Origin of the sequence: Bordetella flabilis, assembly GCF_001676725.1 — a bacterium.
GTDB lineage: Bacteria > Pseudomonadota > Gammaproteobacteria > Burkholderiales > Burkholderiaceae_B > Bordetella_C > Bordetella_C flabilis.
This window is the reverse complement of sequence record NZ_CP016172.1, coordinates 2,755,155-2,772,404: the sequence shown is the minus strand read 5'-3', so window position 1 is coordinate 2,772,404 and position 17,250 is coordinate 2,755,155. Positions and strand designations below refer to the sequence as shown.

The following is a 17,250-nucleotide window of genomic DNA, read 5'->3' as shown; positions in this document are numbered from 1 at the left end:
GATGAAATTCGTTTCCTTCCACCGCGACGACGGGCGCGTCGTGCCCGGCTTCATCGATAGCCGCGATCCCCAGGCGCCCCAGGTCATCGACGTGACGCGGCCCGGCAACGATCCGTGGGCAGCCGCGCTGCCCACGGATCTGGCCGCGTGGGTAGAACTGGGACTGCAATCGCTGGCGCACCGGCTGGCCGCGTGCAGCTACCCGGACGCCGCCCGCGTGCCACTGGCCCGGGCCAGGCTAGCCGCGCCCCTGCCTCGTCCCGGCAAGATTGTCGGCGCCGCCTTCAATTACCACGACGCGCTGCGCGAACGCGACATGGCGCCGCCCGCCACGCCGGTTATCTTCGTCAAATCCGGCCGCACGGTGATCGGCCCGGACGCACCCGTACGCCTGGCCGCCGATGTGGGCAATGTCACCTACGAGGCCGAGCTGGGCGTGGTGATCGGCCGCACCGCCCTGCGTATCGAGCCCGCGCAGGCGCTGTCCCACATTGCCGGCTATCTGGTCCTGAACGATGTCAGCGCGAGCGACATGGTGCGCGCGGACAAGGCGTTCGTGCGCGGCAAGAACCAGCCCACGTTCTGCCCCTGCGGGCCCTGGATCGCGACGCCGGACGAAATCGAGGACCCGGCCGCGCTCGGCGTGCGATTGCAGGTGGACGGCCGGATCCGCCAGTCCGGCAACACGGCGGACCTGGTGTTCGGCATCGCCGAGCTGATCGCCTATGCCTCGACACAGATGCCGCTGGACCCGGGCGATATCATCGCGACGGGCACGCCGGCGGGCGTCGCCGCTTCCCATCAACCCCCGGCGTGGCTGCGGCCCGGTTCCTCGATGATTACCGAAGTGGACGGCCTGGGCGCCCTGCATACCCCCATCCTGGCAAGCGAGCCTTCATGAACACTCTGCCCATCGTGGTGCTGACTAGCGCCATCCATCCGGACGAACATGCGCGCCTGGCCCAGGCCGCGGAGGTGCGTGTCGCCGCCGACGCGCGGCCGGACACCTTGAAGGCCGCCGCCACGGAAGCCACCGGCATCATCGTGCGCAACCCCTTGCCGGCGGACCTGTTCGACCACGCCCCGCATCTCAAGGGCGTGGTTCGCCATGGCGTGGGCCTGGACATGATTCCGGTCGAGGCAGCGACCCGGCACGGCGTCATGGTGGCGAACATCCCCGGCTCGAACACGACGTCGGTGGTCGAGTACTGCCTGGCCGCCATGCTGCACCTGCGGCGGCGGCTGGCCGTGGTGGACGGCATGCTGCGGCAGCAGGGCTGGGCGCCGGCGCGCGCCTTCGGCGAGGCGGGCGGCGAACTGGCCGGCGCCGTATGCGGCATCGTCGGCGTGGGCGCGATCGGCGGCCGGCTGGCGGCGGTGGCGCAGGCGCTGGGCATGCGCGTGCTGGGGCTGACCCGCCGTCCGGAGTCTCTGCCGCCCGGCGTGCAGGCCGTGGACAAGCCGACGTTGATGCGCGAATCGGATTTCATCGTGCTGGCGTGTCCCTTGAATGAACAGACGCGCGGCCTCATCGATGCCGGCGCGCTGTCGCTGGCCAGGCCCGGCGCCGTGCTGGTCAACGTGTCCCGCGGGCCGGTGGTCGATACCGGCGCCCTGCTCGCGGCGCTCAAGGAGGGCCGGCTGGGCGGCGCCGCGCTGGACGTGCACGAAGTGCAGCCGCTGCCGGCGGACTCGCCCGTGTTCGGCGATCCGCGCCTGCTGCTTACGCCGCACCTGGCCGGCACCACCACGGCCAGCCTGCGCAGCATGAGCCGCGGCGCCGTGGACGAGATGCTGCGCATCCTGCGCGGCGAGCCACCCCTGAATTGGGTCAACCGCGAGATCGCGGCCGCCGCGCGGCCGGCCTAGGGTCACTTTGGATAGAGGAAGACAACCATGCGGATCACCGATGTAAAAGCGCTGCCGATTTCCTTTCCCGTGCCGGAGAACCGTTCCGTGCGGCTGGGCATCGGACGCAGCGTCAAGCGCGATGCCGTGCTGGTGCGCATCGACACGGACGAAGGCCTGGTCGGCTGGGGCGAAGCGCATCATGGACGCTGCCCCGGCGCGATCGCGCGGCTGGTCGATACGACCATACGGGAACTGGTGCTGGGCATGGACCCGCGCGATGTCAGCGGTGTGACGGCGCGCGTGCTGAAGATGCAGTTCGCCAGCCATGGCATGGGCGCGGCCGCGGCGCTGGCGCTGAGCGGCGTGGACCTGGCCCTGTGGGACATACGCTGCCAGGCGACCGGCTGGCCCCTGTTCCGCCTGCTGGGCGGCACCGCACGGCCGATCAAGGCCTACGCGGGTGGCATTGCCCTGGGCTGGCAGGCGCCCGAGCTGCTGGCCGAGGAAGCCAGCGGCCTGGTGGCGCAGGGCTTCCGCGCCCTGAAGCTGCGCGTGGGCGATACGCCGGCGCGCGATATCGCCCGCGTGCGGGCGGTGCGCAAGGCGGTGGGCGACGACATCGACCTGCTGGTGGACGCCAACACGGCCTACAGCATCGAGGACGTGCGGCGCGTGATGCCGGCCTACGAGGAATGCCAGGTCATCTGGCTGGAAGAGCCTTTCCCGGCGCATGACCACCATGCGTACGCCCAGGCGGCGCGCCTGGGCCGGGTGCCGCTGGCGGCCGGCGAAAACCACTACACGCGCTATGAATTCGGCCCCCTGCTGGCGAGCGGCAGCGTGGGCTATGTGCAGCCGGACCTGTCCAAGGTGGGCGGCGTGACCGAAGGCATGCGCGTGGCAGCGCTGGCCAGCACACTGAAGCTGACCGTCAATCCGCACACCTCGGCCACCGCCATCAATATGGCGACGTCCATCCACTACCTTTGCGCAGTCGACAACCCGGGCTATTTCGAAGCGGACGTGACGCTGCTGAATCCTTTCCGGGACGACATGATGGACCGCGCGCCCTACACGCTGGACAAGGACGGCTACGTACGGCCGTACGAGGAGGCGGGCATCGGCCTGAAGATCGACCAGGACTTCCTGGCCGCGCATCCCCTGATCGAAGGTCCCTGCTACGTGTGATGGATGCGGCACGGAGGCCGCGCGACTGCTACGATTGCGGCATGCCGAGCAAACCCGCCCCGCCTCCTGCCGAAGACCCTTCGCCGAACCCATGGCTCAGCGGCGTTACCGCGCCTGCTCTCGCGCTGCGCCGGGAAGACTTCGTCGCCATGGCGCAGTTGCGCTACGCGCTGCGGCGCTTTACCGCCTTCAGCGAAGCCGCGGCAGCCGAATGCGGGCTGACGGCCCAGCAGCACCAGGCCTTGCTCGCCATCAAGGCAGCCCCGGACGAAACCATGACTGTGGGGGAAATCGCCGACTGGCTGTTGCTTCGCCCGCACAGTGCCGGCGAACTGGTCGACCGGCTCGAACGCATGGAAATGGTGCGCCGCACCGCGGATCGGATCGATCGGCGCAAAGTACATGTGGCGTTGACCCCCGCCGCCGAGCAGAAGCTGCAGGCTCTGGCCAGCGCGCACTTCGAGGAATTGCGCGCGATCGGCCCGCAACTGCGGCAGCTGTTGCGCCACATCGAAGCACGGCAGAATGGCACGCGTTGAAGAAACCGCATTGCGGGAACGCGTCGATGGAGCGCGTTGCGACGCCAGCTGACTGGACGCGTTGATTCGGCGCGCGTTTACGCCGGCACCTCGGTGATCTGCCACCACGCCGGCAGCAGGCGCCGCACCGCGGGACGGCGGAAACGCTCGTCCACCAGATAGACGCAGCCTTCATCGGTTTCCGAGCGGATCACCCTGCCGGCGGCCTGCACGACCTTCTGCAAACCCGGGTATAGATAGGCATAGTCGTACCCCTGGCCAAAGCGGTCCTGCATGCAGCGCATCATCTGGCCGTTCTCCCGGTTCCACTGCGGCAACCCGAGGGTCAGGACGAAGGCGCCGATCAGGCGCGTCCCGGGCAGGTCGATGCCTTCGCCAAACGCGCCGCCCAGTATCGCGAACCCAAGTCCTTGTCCATCCGCCTGGAAGCGCGCCAGGAAGGCTGCGCGGTCCTGGTCCGGCATGCCGGCGGTCTGTGTCCAGGCGCGCATGGCCGGATGCCGTTCCCGCAGCCGCTCGAAGATCCGGTGCAGGTATTCGAAGCTGCTGGCGAAGCACAGGTAATTGCCTGGCCGCCGCGCGTACTCGCGGGCGATCAGGTCCACGACGATATCCAGGCTGCCGTCGCGGTCGGCATAGCGTGTGGACACGTTGCCGACGACATGGACCGCCAGTCGCGCCGGGTCGAAAGGCGGCGGGATATCCAGGCACACGGTGCCGCGCGGCACGCCCAGTGTGTCGGTGTAGAAATGCCATGGATTCAAGGTGGCCGAGAACAGCACGCTGGCGTGGGCGGCGGCGAAACGCGGCGCCAGGAACGGGGCCGGAACGACGTTGCGGATGCACGCCGCGTCCTGCGTCACATCGAAAATCGAATGCGCTCCGTAGTCGTCCGCGATGCGCAGGAAGCGCAAGGCATCGAAGTAGAAGCGCAGGAGGGCGTCGTCGGCGCCGGCGGGCGCCGATCCATGTCCGGCCATGTTTCCGGCCGTATTTCCGGGCACCTGTTCCGCCACACCACCCGCTACAGCTCCCGCCATATGCTCCGCGATGGCCGCCGTGCCCTGCTCCAGCGCCTGCCGCAACGCTGGAGACGGTGCCTGCGGCGTCTGCGCGCCGGCCGGCCGCAAGGCCTGCGCCATTGCCCGCAAAGGCGCCCGCAGGGCCGGCGCGGCGACCCGAGCCAGGCGCTGCGCCTCGGACGCGCTGAGCTCCGCCGTATACATGCCACGTCCCCGCTCCAGCACGTTGTGCGCCTCGTCCACCAGCACGGCGACGCGCCACTGGTTGGCCAGCGCCAGGCCATGCAGCAAGCCATTGTGGTCGAAGTAGTAGTGATAGTCCCCGATCACCACATCGCTCCAGCGCGCCAGTTCCTGCGCCAGGAAATACGGGCAGACCGCATGCTCCAGGGCGACGCCGCGCACCGCAGCGCGGTCCCATCGGGGTTCGGCCAGCGCGGCGGCGCGCGCGGCGGGCAGTCGGTCGTAGAAATTCCGCGCGAGCGGGCACGAGCCGCCGTGGCAGGCCTTGTCCGGATGTACGCAGGCCTGGTCGCGCGCCACCAATTCCAGGGTGCGCAAGGACGGGCCTGCGCCCTGCTCCGCCTGCATCCGGTCGATGGCCTGCAGGGCGAGCTGGCGGCCGGCGGTCTTGGCGCAGAGGAAAAACACCTTGTCCAGGCGTCCCGGCGCGGCCTTCAGCGTGGGGAACAAGGTCGCCAGCGTCTTGCCGATGCCCGTGGGCGCCTGCACCATCGCGCATTGCCGGTCGCGGACCGCGCGGTACACCGTTTCCGCCAATTCGCGTTGCCCGGCCCGGAAGCTGGCATGGGGAAAGCGCAAGGCCGACAGCGCCGCGTCCCGTGCGTCGCGATGCGCCAATTCCAGGTCCGCCCAGGCGGAAAAGCGCGCGCAGGCATCTTCGAAGAAGGCCTGCAGCGATGCCGCGTCCTGGCGTTCCACCAGCACCGTCTCGCGCTGCGTGGCGATGTCGAAATACACCAGCGCCAATCCGATCTCGGCGCATCCGAGCTTGCGGCACAGCAGATGGCCGTAGATGCGGACCTGGGCCCAGTGCAAGGCACGTTGATGATGCGGAATCGCCTGCGCGTTGCCGCGATGCGTCTTGATCTCCTCGACGCGATGACCGGCGGGATCGTAGCCGTCGGCCCGGCCGCGGACGCGCAGCCTGCCATGCGTGCCGCTCAGGAAGACTTCGGTCTGGTAGCCCGCCGGACGACGTGCCGTCACCACCGCATGGCCGGCCTGGCCCTGCTGGGCCGACGGCGACGGCGCGAAGCGCAGGTCCAGGTCGCCGGTGCGCGCGCTGAACTCGCACAACGCGCGCACGGCAACGGTATAGGCGGGCGGCGCGGCGTCGATTTCTTGCGCGGACGGCCCGGCGGCGCGTTCGGACGCGATGGGCTCGTCGCCGCCCGCGGCAGGCATGCTCATTTCTGGAGGCATATAAATACTGTATTTGCATACAGTATATCCCTGCCCGCCTCCCCACGTTCCGGCTTACCGCCTTTCGGCGTCCGGGCCGCTTGCCCGGCGCGGCGCCATGGGGCGGGCAAGCGCGGCGCGTCGGGGCGCATCGCCTGGCGACTGCGGGAACATCCGCGTTGAGCCGCCTGGTTCCGGCAGGTATGCTGCCCGCCAGAACGCAGCAAGAATGCACAACACGGAAGCACGGCATGCGCGATGCGCGTGGGTGCCATCGGGAAATCGAGATGCCGACCGAACCTGCCGCCCCGCGGGCCAAAGCGCCCGCACGCTGGCCCCTGAACCTTTCATCCCGGCTGGACTTCGTGACACTGAAGCTCTTCGTCGCCACGGTGGAAGAGCAAAGCATCGCCAAGGCGGCGCAGCGCGAGTTCATCGCGCCGTCGGCGGCCAGCAAGCGCATCGCCGACCTGGAACATGCCACCCAGGCGCAATTGCTGTCGCGGCACCGCAAGGGGATAAGCCCCACTCCCGCGGGCGAAGCCTTCCTGCAGCACGCCCGCGCCATCCTGCGCGACATGGCGCAGTTGGAGGCGCACATCGGGGATTTCTCCACTGGCGCACGCGGGCATGTGCGCATCGCCACCAGCGAATCGGCGCTGTACCGGTTCGTGCCCGACGCGCTCAGTTCCTTCGCGCAGCAATACCCGCAAATCCGCATCGACCTGAAGGCGGAAGTCAGCACGGCGGTCATCCCCCTGGTCCAGGAGAACGCTACCGACATCGGGATCTTCTGGGGCGAGCTGCCCACCCCGGACCTGCATGCGGTGCCCTGCTATTCCGACCGCCTGATGGTGGCGATGCCGCGTGACCATGAGCTATCCGGGCACGCGACGCTGCGCTACCACGAAGTGCTGGAATTCGAGGTCATCGAACAGGAGGCGAACAGTTCGATGCAGGCCCTGCTGCTGCATGAGGCCAACCTGCTCGGGATGGTCCTGCGTAGCCGTATCCGGGTGGGCGGTTATGACGCGGCCTGCAGCATGGCGGTGGCAGGCTTCGGCCTGGCGATCATTCCCGACAGCTTCACGCAGCGCATGCAGCCCGGAATGGGCTTGGTCCTGGTGCCGCTGGATGAACCGTGGGCCACGCGGCAATACAAGATCTGCGCACGGGCCACCGACTATCTGCCGACGGCGACGCGGCTGCTGATGGAGCACTTCCTGTCCTGTGCGGCCGCCAACCGCCTGGCCAGTACCCCAGCGGCGCCGCCACGCTAGCGGCGGTTGGCCCGCAGCGCGCTGGCCACCGCGTCGCCCATGGCCTGGGTACCGACGATTTGCGCGCCAGGCTGGGCGATATCACGGGTACGGATGCCGTTTGCCAACACGTGCCGCACGGCCGCCTCGATGCGGTCGGCCGCTACCGGTTGGCGCAGGCCATGCCGCAACATCATGGCGGCCGACAGGATGGACGCGAGCGGATTGGCGATATCCTGGTTGGCGATGTCCGGCGCGCAGCCGTGCACCGGCTCGAACAGTCCCTTGCCGCCGGCGTTGATCGACGCCGACGGCAGCATGCCCAGGGAGCCGGTCAGCATGGACGCTTCGTCCGACAGGATATCGCCGAACAGGTTGCCGGTGACGATGACGTCGAACTGCCGTGGATCGCGTACCAGCGCCATGGCGGCCGCATCGACGTACAGATGGGTCAGTTCCACATCGGGGTAAGAAGGCGCCACCTCGTCGACGACGGTGCGCCACAGCTCCATGGACTCCAGCACATTGGCCTTGTCCACGGAACACAGGCGCCGGCCGCGCTGGCGCGCGGCCTGGAACGCGGTGTGGACCACCCGGGCGATTTCCGTTTCGTCGTAGCGCATGGTATTGGTGCCCACCCGCAGGCCGCCCTCGACGGCGATCCCGCGCGGCTCGCCGAAATACAGGTCGGAGGTCAATTCCCGAATCAGCAGGATGTCCAGGCCCCGCACGTGCTCCGGCTTGAAGGGCGACGCATCCAGCAGCGCCTCGAACGTAACGATGGGCCGGTAGTTGGCGTACAGGTCGAGTTGCTTGCGCACGGCCAGCAGGGCATCGCCCGGGCGCAGCCCGCGCGGCAAGGTCTCGTACTGGAACCCGCCTTCCGCACCGAAGAGAATGGCGTCCGCGCGGCGCGCCAGATCCAGGGTGGAGGGGGGCAAGGGATGTCCCGTGGCTTCGTACGCGCACCCGCCGATCAAGGCCTCCTGGCGTTCGAAATTCAATCCTTCGCCGGCCAGCACGTCCAGCACCTTCAAGGCCTGCCGGGTCACTTCAGGGCCGATGCCATCGCCGGGCAGGACTGCAATCTTCATGGTCATTTGACGAGCTACCTTATCGGGTGTTGCGGGCTTCGTAGCGGTCGATATGCGCGGCGAGTCCCAGGGTGTAGTCGATCTCGTCCAGCCCTTGGACCAGGCAGTGCTTGCTGAAGGGATCGATCTCGAAAGAAAGGCGTTGCGCGCCCGGTCCGGTCACTACCTGGCCCGGCAAATCGATGCACAGCTCGATCGCCGGGTCGGCGGCAACGGCCGCACGCCACGCGTCGGCGCGCGCATCCGGTACTTCGATGGGCAGCAGGCCGTTCTTGTAGCAGTTGATGCGGAAGATATCGCCGAAGCTGGGCGCGATGATCGCCCGTAGCCCGAAATCGACCAGGGTGTACACGGCATGCTCGCGTGACGATCCGCAGCCGAAATTGCGGTCGGCCAGCAGGATGCGCGCGCCACGGTATCGCGCCTGATTCAGCACGAATTCCTCGACGGGCCTGCCTTCGCCGTCGAAACGCAGGTCATGGAAGCAATAGCGTCCGTAGTCCTCCCTGGGCAGGTGCATGAACCGGGCCGGGACGATTTGGTCGGTATTGATGTCGCGCCCCGCCATGGGCACGGCGCACGCGCGCAGGATGTCAAAGGGCGGCATGGGGAAGCTCGTTGCGATAGTCGACGAGGCGGCCGTGGATCGCCGCCGCGGCCGCCATGCCCGGGTTGACCAGATGGGTCCTGACGCCCCGTCCCTGCCGGCCGACGAAATTGCGGTTGGAGGTCGACACGCAGCGTTCGCCCGGCCGGCCCGCATCGCCGTTGATGGCCAGGCACATCGAACAGCCCGGCTGGCCCCACTGCATGCCGGCGTCCAGGAAGATGCGGTCCAGGCCTTCCGCCTCGGCCTGCCGCCGCACGAGCCCGGACCCGGGCACCACCAGGGCGGGCACCCTGGCCACCCTGCCCTGGACCAGGCTGGCGGCCAGGCGCAGGTCCTCGATCCGGCCGTTGGTACAGGAACCGATGAAGACCCGGTCCACGGGCAGGCCGGCGAGCGCGAGCCCGGGGCCCAGATCCATATACCGCAGCGCGTCGTCGAAGCGCAGCCGCGCATCGCCGGGCTCGATGGCGTCGCGCGATGGAATCCGCTCCGCGATGGTCATGGCCTGCGCCGGCGATGTACCCCAGGTGACCATGGGCGCAAGGCCGGATACGTCCAGCGTGACTTCGCGGTCGAACACCGCGTCCGCGTCGCTGCGCAAGGTCCGGCAGCGCGCCACCAGTTCGTCCCATTGCGCGCCGACGGGCGTGCCGGGGCGTCCGCGCAGGTAATCCAGGGCCACCTCGTCAGGCGCCACCAGGCCGGCCCGCGCGCCTGCTTCGATCGACATATTGCACAGCGTCATGCGGCCTTCCATGGACAAGGCCTGCACGGCGGAGCCCTGGTATTCGATCACGTGTCCGGCGGCGCCCGCGGCGCCGATCTGGCGGATCACGGCCATGATGATGTCCTTGGCCGTCACCCCGAAAGGAGCCGTGCCGTCCAGGCGCACCCGCATCGTGGCCGGCTTGCGCTGCCATAGCGTCTGGGTGGCCAGGACGTGCGCCACTTCGGTGGCGCCGATGCCCAGCGCGAAAGTGCCCAGCGCGCCGTGCGTGGCGGTGTGGCTGTCGCCGCAGACGACGGTCATGCCGGGCAAGGTGAGCCCCTGCTCCGGGCCCACGACGTGGACGATGCCTTGGCGCGCGTCGCCCAGCCCGAAATAGGTGAAGCCCGCCCGTTCCGACTGCTGCCTGAGTTCCAGGATCATGGCGCGCCGCTGATCGTCCACCACGTCTTCCATGCGCGCACCCGCGGTCGGGGCGTAGTGGTCGGGCGAGGCGACGATCGTATCCGCCCGTCGGATGGGAATGCCGCGCCGGTGCAGCGAGCGAAACGTGTCGATGGGCAGGTCGTCGCCGACGTAATGGCGGTCGATATAAAGCAGCGTCTGGCCGTCGTCGCGTTCCAGGACGACATGCTGCCGCCAAATTTTGTCGAACAGCGTCGTTGCTGACTGCAAGTCGCCTGGCATGCTGCTTCCGCCTCCCAAGGCCGAACGTGGACCAGGCGCAAGTCTAGGCATGGGCCCGGGCGCCGTAAATTCGTGGATAGGCAGGCCAGCTACGCGAATGACGAGGGCGCGGCTGCATCGTTTTTCGCGAATGCGGCTTTCCCATCAACGTGTTGTGTGCCCATGGACGTCTCTGTAACGTTGCCGTCATCAAGGAGCGGGAGGCAGGGGTCCATCCGGCAGCACGCGATGACCGCACTCACCGCCCTCCCGCGAATTCCGGGCCAGGGGGAAGAATGGCACGTTCGGACGACGTTCTCGTCAGCTTCCGCGCCGTCGACAAGAGCTATGACGGCGAGCAGTACGTGGTGCAAGGTCTCGACCTCGACATCCATCGAGGCGAATTCCTGACGCTGCTGGGCCCCTCGGGCTCCGGCAAGACGACCTGCCTGATGATGCTGGCCGGCTTCGAGTATCCGACGCACGGCGAGATCACGCTGGAAGGCCGCGTCATCAACCGTATCCCGCCGCATAAACGCCAGATAGGCGTGGTGTTCCAGAGCTACGCGCTGTTTCCCCACCTCACGGTCGAACAGAACGTCGCCTATCCGCTGGCGATCCGGCGCGTCGACCGCGACAGCATCGCGCGACGGGTGGCGCAGGCGCTGGAGATGGTGCAGATGGGTCCTTATGGCAAACGGCGCCCGGCACAGCTGTCGGGCGGACAACAGCAACGCGTCGCGCTGGCCCGGGCGCTGATCTTCGATCCGCCGCTGGTGCTGATGGACGAACCGCTCGGCGCACTGGACAAGCGGCTGCGCGAGCACATGCAGCTGGAGATCAAGGAACTGCATCGGTCGCTCAACCTGACGGTGGTGTACGTCACCCATGACCAGGGCGAGGCACTGACCATGTCCGATCGCGTGGCGATATTCGATGCGGGCCGCATCCAGCAGATCGACCAGGTACGGTGTCTTTACGAAACGCCGTCGAACCGCACCGTGGCCAACTTCGTGGGCGACAGCAACCAGTTCCACGGCGTGGTCGTGGACGGCGCCGGCGAACGGTGCCAGATCCGGCTCGCCGACGGCACCTGCGTATGGGGAACGGCCGATACCGGTCTGGCGGCCGGCACGCCCGTCCATGCCTGCGTGCGCCCGGAGCGCCTGAACGTGCTGGCCCCCGGCCAGGCGGCCGTGAACCGGCTTGGCGCCACGGCCCTGGGCCTGATCTACCACGGTGACCATTTCCGGCTGCGTTGCGACGTGCAGGGCGCGTTGATGCCCTGCTTCGTCAAGGTCAGCCTGGAAGATCCCTGCCTGCGTGACTTCCAGCCTGGCCAGCCCATCGAACTGGGCTTCTCCCCGCCCCACCTGCGGGTCTTCCCATAGTCGCCTTCACCCGGTTTCTGGAGAAAACAGATGCATATCCAAACGAAGATGGCCGCCGGCATGCTGCTTGGCCTGCTGGCCGGGAACGCGCCCGCGCAGGACGCGCTGACCGTGGTGAACTACGGCGGCGCCAACGGCGCCGCACAGCGCAAGGCGTTCGTCGAGCCTTTCATTCGGTCCAGCGGCATCTCCGTCACCGTGGCCGAATACGCTGGCGAGCAGGCCAAGGTCAAGGCCATGGTGGACGCCGGCCGCGTGACCTGGGATGTGGTGGAGGTGGAATCCGCCGACGTCGAGCGCGGCTGCGATCAGGGGCTGTATGAACCGCTGGACTGGCAGTCCCTGGGCGGCAAGTCGCAGTTCCTGCCGCAGGCCGTGACCGAGTGCGGGGCCGGCTTCTTCGTATGGGCCACCGTGCTGGCCTACAACAAGGGCCTGGTCAAGGAAGCGCCGACCGGATGGAAGGACTTCTGGGACGTGAATCGCTTCCCCGGCAAGCGGGGACTGCGCAAGAGCGCCCGCGGCACGCTCGAATTCGCGCTGATGGCCGACGGCGTGGCGCCCCGGGACGTCTACGCCACGCTGAGCACCCCCGCGGGCGTCGACCGTGCCTTCCGGCAGCTGGACAAGCTTCGGCCGCACATACAGTGGTGGACCGCCGGCGCCCAGCCGCCGCAAATACTGCTTGCCGGCGACGTCGCCATGACGAGTGCCTTCGGCGGCCGCATCCGTACGGCCATCAGCGAAGGAGGCAATGTCGGCATCGTCTGGCGCCAGACCCTGTCGGACCTCGACTACTGGGTGATCCCCAAGGGTGCGCCGAACAAGGCGCTGGCGCAGAAGTACATCGCCTATACGCTGCAGTCGCCCGTGCAGAAGGAGTTCGTCACGATCTATCCGAACGGCCCGGTCAATGTCGACGCCTTCAAGCAGATGACGCCGGAGCAACTGGCGGTCATGCCGAATTCGCCGGAAAACATGAAAACCGCCCTGATCCAGAGCGCCTCGTTCTGGAACGAGCACGGCGACGACCTGGACCAGCGCTTCGCCGTCTGGGCCGCACGTTGATGGCATCCGGCATGGACGGGCGTTGACATGTTCATTACGACGCAGCCCACGGCGCTTGCCCGCGGCGCCGCCGGCGCCGTGGCCGACCCGAAGGCGGCGCTGCGCCGCGAGCGCCGCAAGCGTACGCAGGTGGCCCTGGCCTTCATCGCGCCATTGCTGGTTTTCATGGTGCTGTTCTTCGTGCTGCCCATCGCCAAGCTGCTGACCCTGGCGGTGTGGAGCCCCGAGGTGCGCGACGCGCTGCCCCGCAGCGCTCCCGCCTTGGCGGCGTGGGACCGGACCGCGCTGCCCGACGATGCCGTCTACCAAAGCTTCGTCGCCGACCTGCTCGCCGCCGCCGGCGACCGGGCACTGGGACGCATGGCGCAGCGCCTGGAGTACGAGCAGCGCGGCTTTCGCGTCCTCATCCAGCGCACGGCCCGTGCGCTGGGGCAGGCCCGGCAAGCCGGGACGCTCGCGCCGGCCACGGCCCGCGCCGCCCTGTTGGATGCCGACCGCCGTTGGGGCGAGCTGTCGTATTGGCAGGTCCTGGCCCGCGCCGCGTCGCCGTTGACGCCGTACTTCGTGCTGACGGCCATCGACATGGCGCAGGATCCGGACGGCCGCATCCACGCGGTGGAGCCGTCCCATGCGGTCTACCTGCGCATTCTCGGCCGCACGTTCTGGGTCAGCGCCGTCGTGACGCTGTTCTGCCTGGTGCTGGGCTATCCGGTCGCCTATTGGCTCACGACCTTGCCCGCGCGCCGGGCCAGCTGGGTCATGATCGGCATCCTGATCCCCTTCTGGTGCTCGATACTGGTGCGCATTGCCGCGTGGATGGTGCTGCTGCAGCGCGAAGGCCTGGTCAACACGCTGTTGCGCGCACTGCACCTGATCGACGAGCCGGTCGATATGCTGTTCCACCGCATCGCCGTCTACGTTTCCATGACGCATATCCTGCTGCCGGTCATGATTTTTCCGCTGTACAGCGTCATGAAAGAGATCCCCCCGGGCTACCAGCGCGCTGCGATCTCGCTGGGCAGCCATCCCTTCCAGGCGTTCTGGCGCATCTATGTGCCCCAGACCATGCCCGGCATATCGGCGGGCGCGCTGCTGGTGTTCATCATGGCCCTGGGCTACTACATCGCGCCCAGCCTGCTGGGCGGCGCGGGCGACCAGTTCATGAGCTACTACGTCGCGTATTTCACCAACCAGCAGATCAACTGGGGCCTGGCCTGCGCGCTGGGCGCCGTGCTGTTGCTGGCCACGGCGCTTTCCTATGTCGTGTTCATCCTGCTCAAGCGAACCGGGATGCTGGTACTGCGGAGATCCTGATGCGTGTCGCGCGGTTCGCCCCCTACACGTCGCCGGCCGAGAAAGCGTGGTACTACGCGCTGCGCGGCATCGGCTATGGCGTATTGGCCTTCCTGCTGCTGCCTATCGTATCCATCATCCCGCTGTCGTTCAGCGAGAATCATTTCCTGGGATACCCGATCACGGGATATTCGCTGAAATGGTACCGCTCGCTGTTGGCGTCGCCGGAATGGATCACGGCCGCGCGCAACAGCTTCATCGTGGCACCGGCCGCGACGCTCGTGGCGACAGTGCTGGGCGTCCTGTGCGCGCTGGGCCTGCAAGGCGGCGATTTCCGCGGACGCGGGGCCATCATGGCGATCATTCTTTCACCGGTCGTCACGCCCATCGTCGTGGTGGGCGTCGGCATGTATTTTTTCTACGCGGACCTTGCGCTGAACGACACCTACCTGGGGCTGGTGCTGGCGCACGCGATCCTGGGCGCGCCGCTGGTCGTGACTACCGTGCTGGCGACGCTCAAGGGTTACGACCGGCGCCTCGCGATGGCCAGCGCCAGCCTGGGCGCGTCCGGTGTACAGACCTTCCGGCGTATCACCCTGCCCATCATCCTGCCGGGCGTTCTGACCGGGGCGGTGTTCGCCTTCGCCGTGTCCTTCGACGAGGTCGTCGTGACGCTGTTCCTGGCCGGGCCCCGGCAAACGACCATTCCGCGGCAGATGTTCAGCGGCATCCGCGACGACATCAACCCGACCATCATCGCCTTGTCCACCGTACTAATCCTGCTGACCACCGCCCTTTTCCTGGTGCTGCGATGGCTGCGGCACCGCACAGACGGCCGCGCCCGCCCGTTCGGGTAGGTCGCACGGCCCGCCCTTTTCCACGATCTGGTTCCCTTCAAGGAGATTGCGATGCCCTCATCCGCATGCCCACCCAACGGCGCGCCAGCGCGCCCATCCCGTCGCAGCGCGCTGCGACGCGCGGGCGCATACACCGCGGGCCTCGCGGGCCTGGGCCTGGCGGGACTGACCTTCGCCCAGTCGACCGCGCCCCTGCATCTGCTGGTCGCGTATCCTCCAGGCGGCTCGGCCGATATCCTGGCGCGGTTGCTGGCCCAGTACCTGGGACCGGTCCTCGGGCGTTCCGTGGTCGTGGACAACCGTCCCGGCGCGGGCGGCATGCTGGGACTGAACGTGGCTGTCCAATCCCCGCCGGACGGCAACACCATCTTCCTGTGTCCGGTCACCACGCTGATCATCGGTACCGAGCTGAATAAGAATGCCCGCAACGATGTCGTCAGGGATCTGGAGCCGGTGTCCTTGCTGGCCAGCGCGCCGCATGTGCTGGCGACCAATACGCACGTGCCCGCGCAGGACATGGAGAGCTTTATCGCCTGGCTGAGGAAAAACGGCCCGAGCGTCAACTATGCCTCCGGCTACGGCACGCTCTCCCATTTGGAAGGGGTGTTGCTGCAGCAACGGCTGGGCGTGCAACTGACGAACGTGCCATACAAGGGCTCGGCCCAGGCCATGACCGACCTGCTCGCGGGGAGTGTGTCTTTCATCTTCGACAGCATCCCCTCGGCACTGCCTTTCATACGCAGCGGGCAGTTGCGCGGCCTCGCCGTGGCGTCGTCGCGCCGGGTCCCGGCGCTGAGCCAACTGCCCACACTGAAAGAAGCCGGCGTGCCGGGGTATGACGTGGACAACTGGTTCGGCATCTGCGCGCCCAAGGGAACGCCCCCGGCGGCCATCCAGACCCTGGACCAGGCCTTCGCCGGGATCATGGCCGATCCCAAGCTGGACGCGAGCCTGGAGCAGAACGGCTACCTGGCCAACTATGCCAATGCCGCGACGCTGCGCGATGTCTCCATTGCCGAAACAAGGAAATGGGGCGAGCTGATCAAGGCTGCGAATATTTCCCTGTAACTGCGTGCGCGCCCATCAGTTCCTCGCGCAGCTGCGCCACCAATGCGGCGGCCGGCAGCGCGCGCGATAGCGCGACGGCCTGGCCGGCCCACTGGGCGGCGAACTCGCTGTTGCCCTTGGCCTTCGCCGCCGCGTTCAGCGCCTTGCCGGCATCGTACGCAATGGGATAGTCCGGCACGCGGGGGCTGTCGGCGGCTTCGCCCAGGCGCATGAACCGGTTGTACAAGCCGCGCGCGCGGCGGCCGGATATGGCTGCCGTCATGGCCGTCCGGGCATTGCGCCCATCCTGCAGCGCCGCGCGGAAGGCCGCATCCGCGGCCGACTCCGGGCACGCGATGAAGGCGGTGCCCAGCTGCGCCGCCTGCGCGCCCAGGGCCAGGACCGCCGCGATGCCGGCGCCGTCCATGATGCCGCCGGCGGCCACCACCGGGATCTCGACATTGCGCACGATCAGCCGGGTCAGCGCCAGGGTCCCGAGCCGCTCATCCGCTGCCTCCGGGTCGAAAACGCCGCGGTGGCCGCCGGCCTCGTAGCCCTGCGCCACGACTGCATCGACGCCAGCCTCCTGTATGCGCAAGGCTTCATCCACGCTGGTCGCGCTGGCCATCAGGTAGATGCCGGCCTCGCGCAGCGCCCGGATACGGTCGGCGTGCGGCAGGCCGAAATGGAAGCTGACCACCGCGGGCCGCTCCTTTACGAAGACGTCCAGCATGGCGTCGTCCTCAACGAAGCTGGTGTAGATCTCGCCTAGCGCGGCCGGCGGCTGCGCGCCGAACTCCTGGAAGACCGGCGCCAGGTACGCCAGCCAGGCCGACTCCGTGGCCGCGTCGGCCACCGCCGGGGCATGGCAAAACACGTTCACCCCGAAAGGCCGCGCCGTCAGGGCGCGGGTTTCGCCGATGGCTTTGCGGGCGGCCTCGGCCGTCATCGCGCCAACGCCGAGAAAGCCCAGCGCGCCCGCATTGGATACGGCGGCGGCCAGCGCTGGCGTGCTGACGCCCGCCATGGGGGCCTGGATGACCGGCGTGGACAGGCCGAGGCGTTGCGCGAGCGGCGTGACGGCGACCGGTGTGTCGGGGGTGGCGGCAGTGTCGGCAGTGGCGGAAGTGGCGGGCATGACGGGCTCCTCGGTAACCGCGCCAGTATATTGCGGCTCGCGTCCGGAGGATGCGGGCCGCCCCGTCGATGGCTC

15 protein-coding genes are annotated in these 17,250 nt (G+C 68.2%); 10 read left to right on the top strand and 5 right to left on the bottom strand.

Going from position 1 to position 17,250, the window contains the following annotated elements:
- The first annotated feature begins 1 nt into the window (after window position 1).
- From BAU07_RS12095 to BAU07_RS12080, 4 genes are all read left to right on the top strand, one after another.
- Window positions 2-901: a fumarylacetoacetate hydrolase family protein gene (locus BAU07_RS12095; protein WP_066657887.1), complete on the top strand. Its 900-nt coding sequence runs from the start codon at window positions 2-4 to the stop codon at window positions 899-901.
- A complete protein-coding gene (locus BAU07_RS12090) occupies window positions 898-1,869 on the top strand; it encodes an NAD(P)-dependent oxidoreductase (RefSeq protein ID WP_066657885.1) in 972 nt (323 codons plus the stop codon). Before BAU07_RS12095 ends, BAU07_RS12090 begins: the two co-directional genes overlap by 4 nt.
- Before the next feature lie 27 nt (window positions 1,870-1,896).
- A complete protein-coding gene (locus BAU07_RS12085) occupies window positions 1,897-3,039 on the top strand; it encodes a mandelate racemase/muconate lactonizing enzyme family protein (protein ID WP_066657877.1) in 1,143 nt (380 codons plus the stop codon).
- Window positions 3,040-3,188: 149 nt separating this feature from the next.
- Window positions 3,189-3,578, top strand: a complete 390-nt coding sequence (locus BAU07_RS12080) for a MarR family winged helix-turn-helix transcriptional regulator (protein WP_232338339.1) — start codon at window positions 3,189-3,191, stop codon at window positions 3,576-3,578.
- A 77-nt stretch (window positions 3,579-3,655) separates the two neighbouring features.
- Here BAU07_RS12080 and BAU07_RS12075 read toward each other — a convergent pair whose 3' ends face one another.
- Window positions 3,656-6,028, bottom strand: coding sequence for an ATP-dependent DNA helicase (locus BAU07_RS12075; RefSeq protein WP_084026045.1), 2,373 nt, complete (start codon window positions 6,026-6,028; stop codon window positions 3,656-3,658).
- Between the two features lie 284 nt (window positions 6,029-6,312).
- On the opposite strand from BAU07_RS12075, the gene BAU07_RS12070 reads away from it, so the two are divergent.
- The gene (locus BAU07_RS12070; protein ID WP_084026044.1) at window positions 6,313-7,305 is read left to right on the top strand and encodes a LysR substrate-binding domain-containing protein; all 993 of its coding nucleotides are present in this window, start codon (window positions 6,313-6,315) and stop codon (window positions 7,303-7,305) included.
- Here BAU07_RS12070 and leuB read toward each other — a convergent pair.
- The 3 genes from leuB to leuC are packed head-to-tail and all read right to left on the bottom strand — an operon-like array spanning window position 7,302 to window position 10,402.
- Complete coding sequence (gene leuB / locus BAU07_RS12065; RefSeq protein WP_066657875.1) at window positions 7,302-8,384, bottom strand: 3-isopropylmalate dehydrogenase; 1,083 nt, start codon at window positions 8,382-8,384, stop codon at window positions 7,302-7,304. The genes BAU07_RS12070 and leuB overlap by 4 nt on opposite strands.
- A 13-nt stretch (window positions 8,385-8,397) precedes the next feature.
- Complete coding sequence (gene leuD, locus BAU07_RS12060; protein WP_066657873.1) at window positions 8,398-8,985, bottom strand: 3-isopropylmalate dehydratase small subunit; 588 nt, start codon at window positions 8,983-8,985, stop codon at window positions 8,398-8,400.
- Window positions 8,972-10,402: a 3-isopropylmalate dehydratase large subunit gene (leuC, locus tag BAU07_RS12055; RefSeq protein ID WP_066657858.1), complete on the bottom strand. Its 1,431-nt coding sequence runs from the start codon at window positions 10,400-10,402 to the stop codon at window positions 8,972-8,974. Before leuC ends, leuD begins: the two co-directional genes overlap by 14 nt.
- Window positions 10,403-10,677: 275 nt before the next feature.
- Between leuC and BAU07_RS12050 the strand changes: the two genes are divergently transcribed.
- Genes BAU07_RS12050 through BAU07_RS12030 form a run of 5 tightly spaced genes read left to right on the top strand, consistent with a single transcriptional unit; the run spans window position 10,678 to window position 16,058 of the window.
- The gene (locus BAU07_RS12050) at window positions 10,678-11,772 is read left to right on the top strand and encodes an ABC transporter ATP-binding protein (RefSeq protein ID WP_066657855.1); all 1,095 of its coding nucleotides are present in this window, start codon (window positions 10,678-10,680) and stop codon (window positions 11,770-11,772) included.
- Window positions 11,773-11,802: 30 nt separating this feature from the next.
- A complete protein-coding gene (locus tag BAU07_RS12045) occupies window positions 11,803-12,840 on the top strand; it encodes an ABC transporter substrate-binding protein (RefSeq protein WP_066657852.1) in 1,038 nt (345 codons plus the stop codon).
- 27 nt (window positions 12,841-12,867) lie between these two features.
- Window positions 12,868-14,154, top strand: a complete 1,287-nt coding sequence (locus BAU07_RS12040) for an ABC transporter permease (protein WP_066657850.1) — start codon at window positions 12,868-12,870, stop codon at window positions 14,152-14,154.
- Entirely contained in the window at window positions 14,154-14,990 is an 837-nt protein-coding gene (locus tag BAU07_RS12035) for an ABC transporter permease (RefSeq protein WP_066657848.1), read from the top strand. Before BAU07_RS12040 ends, BAU07_RS12035 begins: the two co-directional genes overlap by 1 nt.
- 51 nt (window positions 14,991-15,041) lie before the next feature.
- Window positions 15,042-16,058, top strand: a complete 1,017-nt coding sequence (locus BAU07_RS12030) for a Bug family tripartite tricarboxylate transporter substrate binding protein (protein ID WP_084025645.1) — start codon at window positions 15,042-15,044, stop codon at window positions 16,056-16,058.
- Here BAU07_RS12030 and BAU07_RS12025 read toward each other — a convergent pair.
- Complete coding sequence (locus BAU07_RS12025; protein ID WP_066657845.1) at window positions 16,033-17,175, bottom strand: NAD(P)H-dependent flavin oxidoreductase; 1,143 nt, start codon at window positions 17,173-17,175, stop codon at window positions 16,033-16,035. The two genes, BAU07_RS12030 and BAU07_RS12025, sit on opposite strands and share 26 nt — an antisense overlap.
- Between the last annotated feature and the right edge of the window lie 75 nt (window positions 17,176-17,250).

What these genes read in the sequence shown, in the direction of transcription:
- BAU07_RS12045 (WP_066657852.1), top strand. Translation starts at nt 11,803, where the DNA reads ATGCATATCCAAACGAAGATGGCCGCCGGCATGCTGCTTGGCCTGCTG.
- leuD (WP_066657873.1), bottom strand. Translation starts at nt 8,985, where the DNA reads ATGCCGCCCTTTGACATCCTGCGCGCGTGCGCCGTGCCCATGGCGGGG.
- BAU07_RS12070 (WP_084026044.1), top strand. Translation starts at nt 6,313, where the DNA reads ATGCCGACCGAACCTGCCGCCCCGCGGGCCAAAGCGCCCGCACGCTGG.
- BAU07_RS12040 (WP_066657850.1), top strand. Translation starts at nt 12,868, where the DNA reads ATGTTCATTACGACGCAGCCCACGGCGCTTGCCCGCGGCGCCGCCGGC.
- BAU07_RS12025 (WP_066657845.1), bottom strand. Translation starts at nt 17,175, where the DNA reads ATGCCCGCCACTTCCGCCACTGCCGACACTGCCGCCACCCCCGACACA.
- BAU07_RS12085 (WP_066657877.1), top strand. Translation starts at nt 1,897, where the DNA reads ATGCGGATCACCGATGTAAAAGCGCTGCCGATTTCCTTTCCCGTGCCG.
- BAU07_RS12095 (WP_066657887.1), top strand. Translation starts at nt 2, where the DNA reads ATGAAATTCGTTTCCTTCCACCGCGACGACGGGCGCGTCGTGCCCGGC.
- BAU07_RS12075 (WP_084026045.1), bottom strand. Translation starts at nt 6,028, where the DNA reads ATGCCTGCCGCGGGCGGCGACGAGCCCATCGCGTCCGAACGCGCCGCC.
- BAU07_RS12090 (WP_066657885.1), top strand. Translation starts at nt 898, where the DNA reads ATGAACACTCTGCCCATCGTGGTGCTGACTAGCGCCATCCATCCGGAC.
- BAU07_RS12030 (WP_084025645.1), top strand. Translation starts at nt 15,042, where the DNA reads ATGCCCTCATCCGCATGCCCACCCAACGGCGCGCCAGCGCGCCCATCC.
- BAU07_RS12080 (WP_232338339.1), top strand. Translation starts at nt 3,189, where the DNA reads ATGGCGCAGTTGCGCTACGCGCTGCGGCGCTTTACCGCCTTCAGCGAA.
- BAU07_RS12035 (WP_066657848.1), top strand. Translation starts at nt 14,154, where the DNA reads ATGCGTGTCGCGCGGTTCGCCCCCTACACGTCGCCGGCCGAGAAAGCG.
- leuB (WP_066657875.1), bottom strand. Translation starts at nt 8,384, where the DNA reads ATGACCATGAAGATTGCAGTCCTGCCCGGCGATGGCATCGGCCCTGAA.
- BAU07_RS12050 (WP_066657855.1), top strand. Translation starts at nt 10,678, where the DNA reads ATGGCACGTTCGGACGACGTTCTCGTCAGCTTCCGCGCCGTCGACAAG.
- leuC (WP_066657858.1), bottom strand. Translation starts at nt 10,402, where the DNA reads ATGCCAGGCGACTTGCAGTCAGCAACGACGCTGTTCGACAAAATTTGG.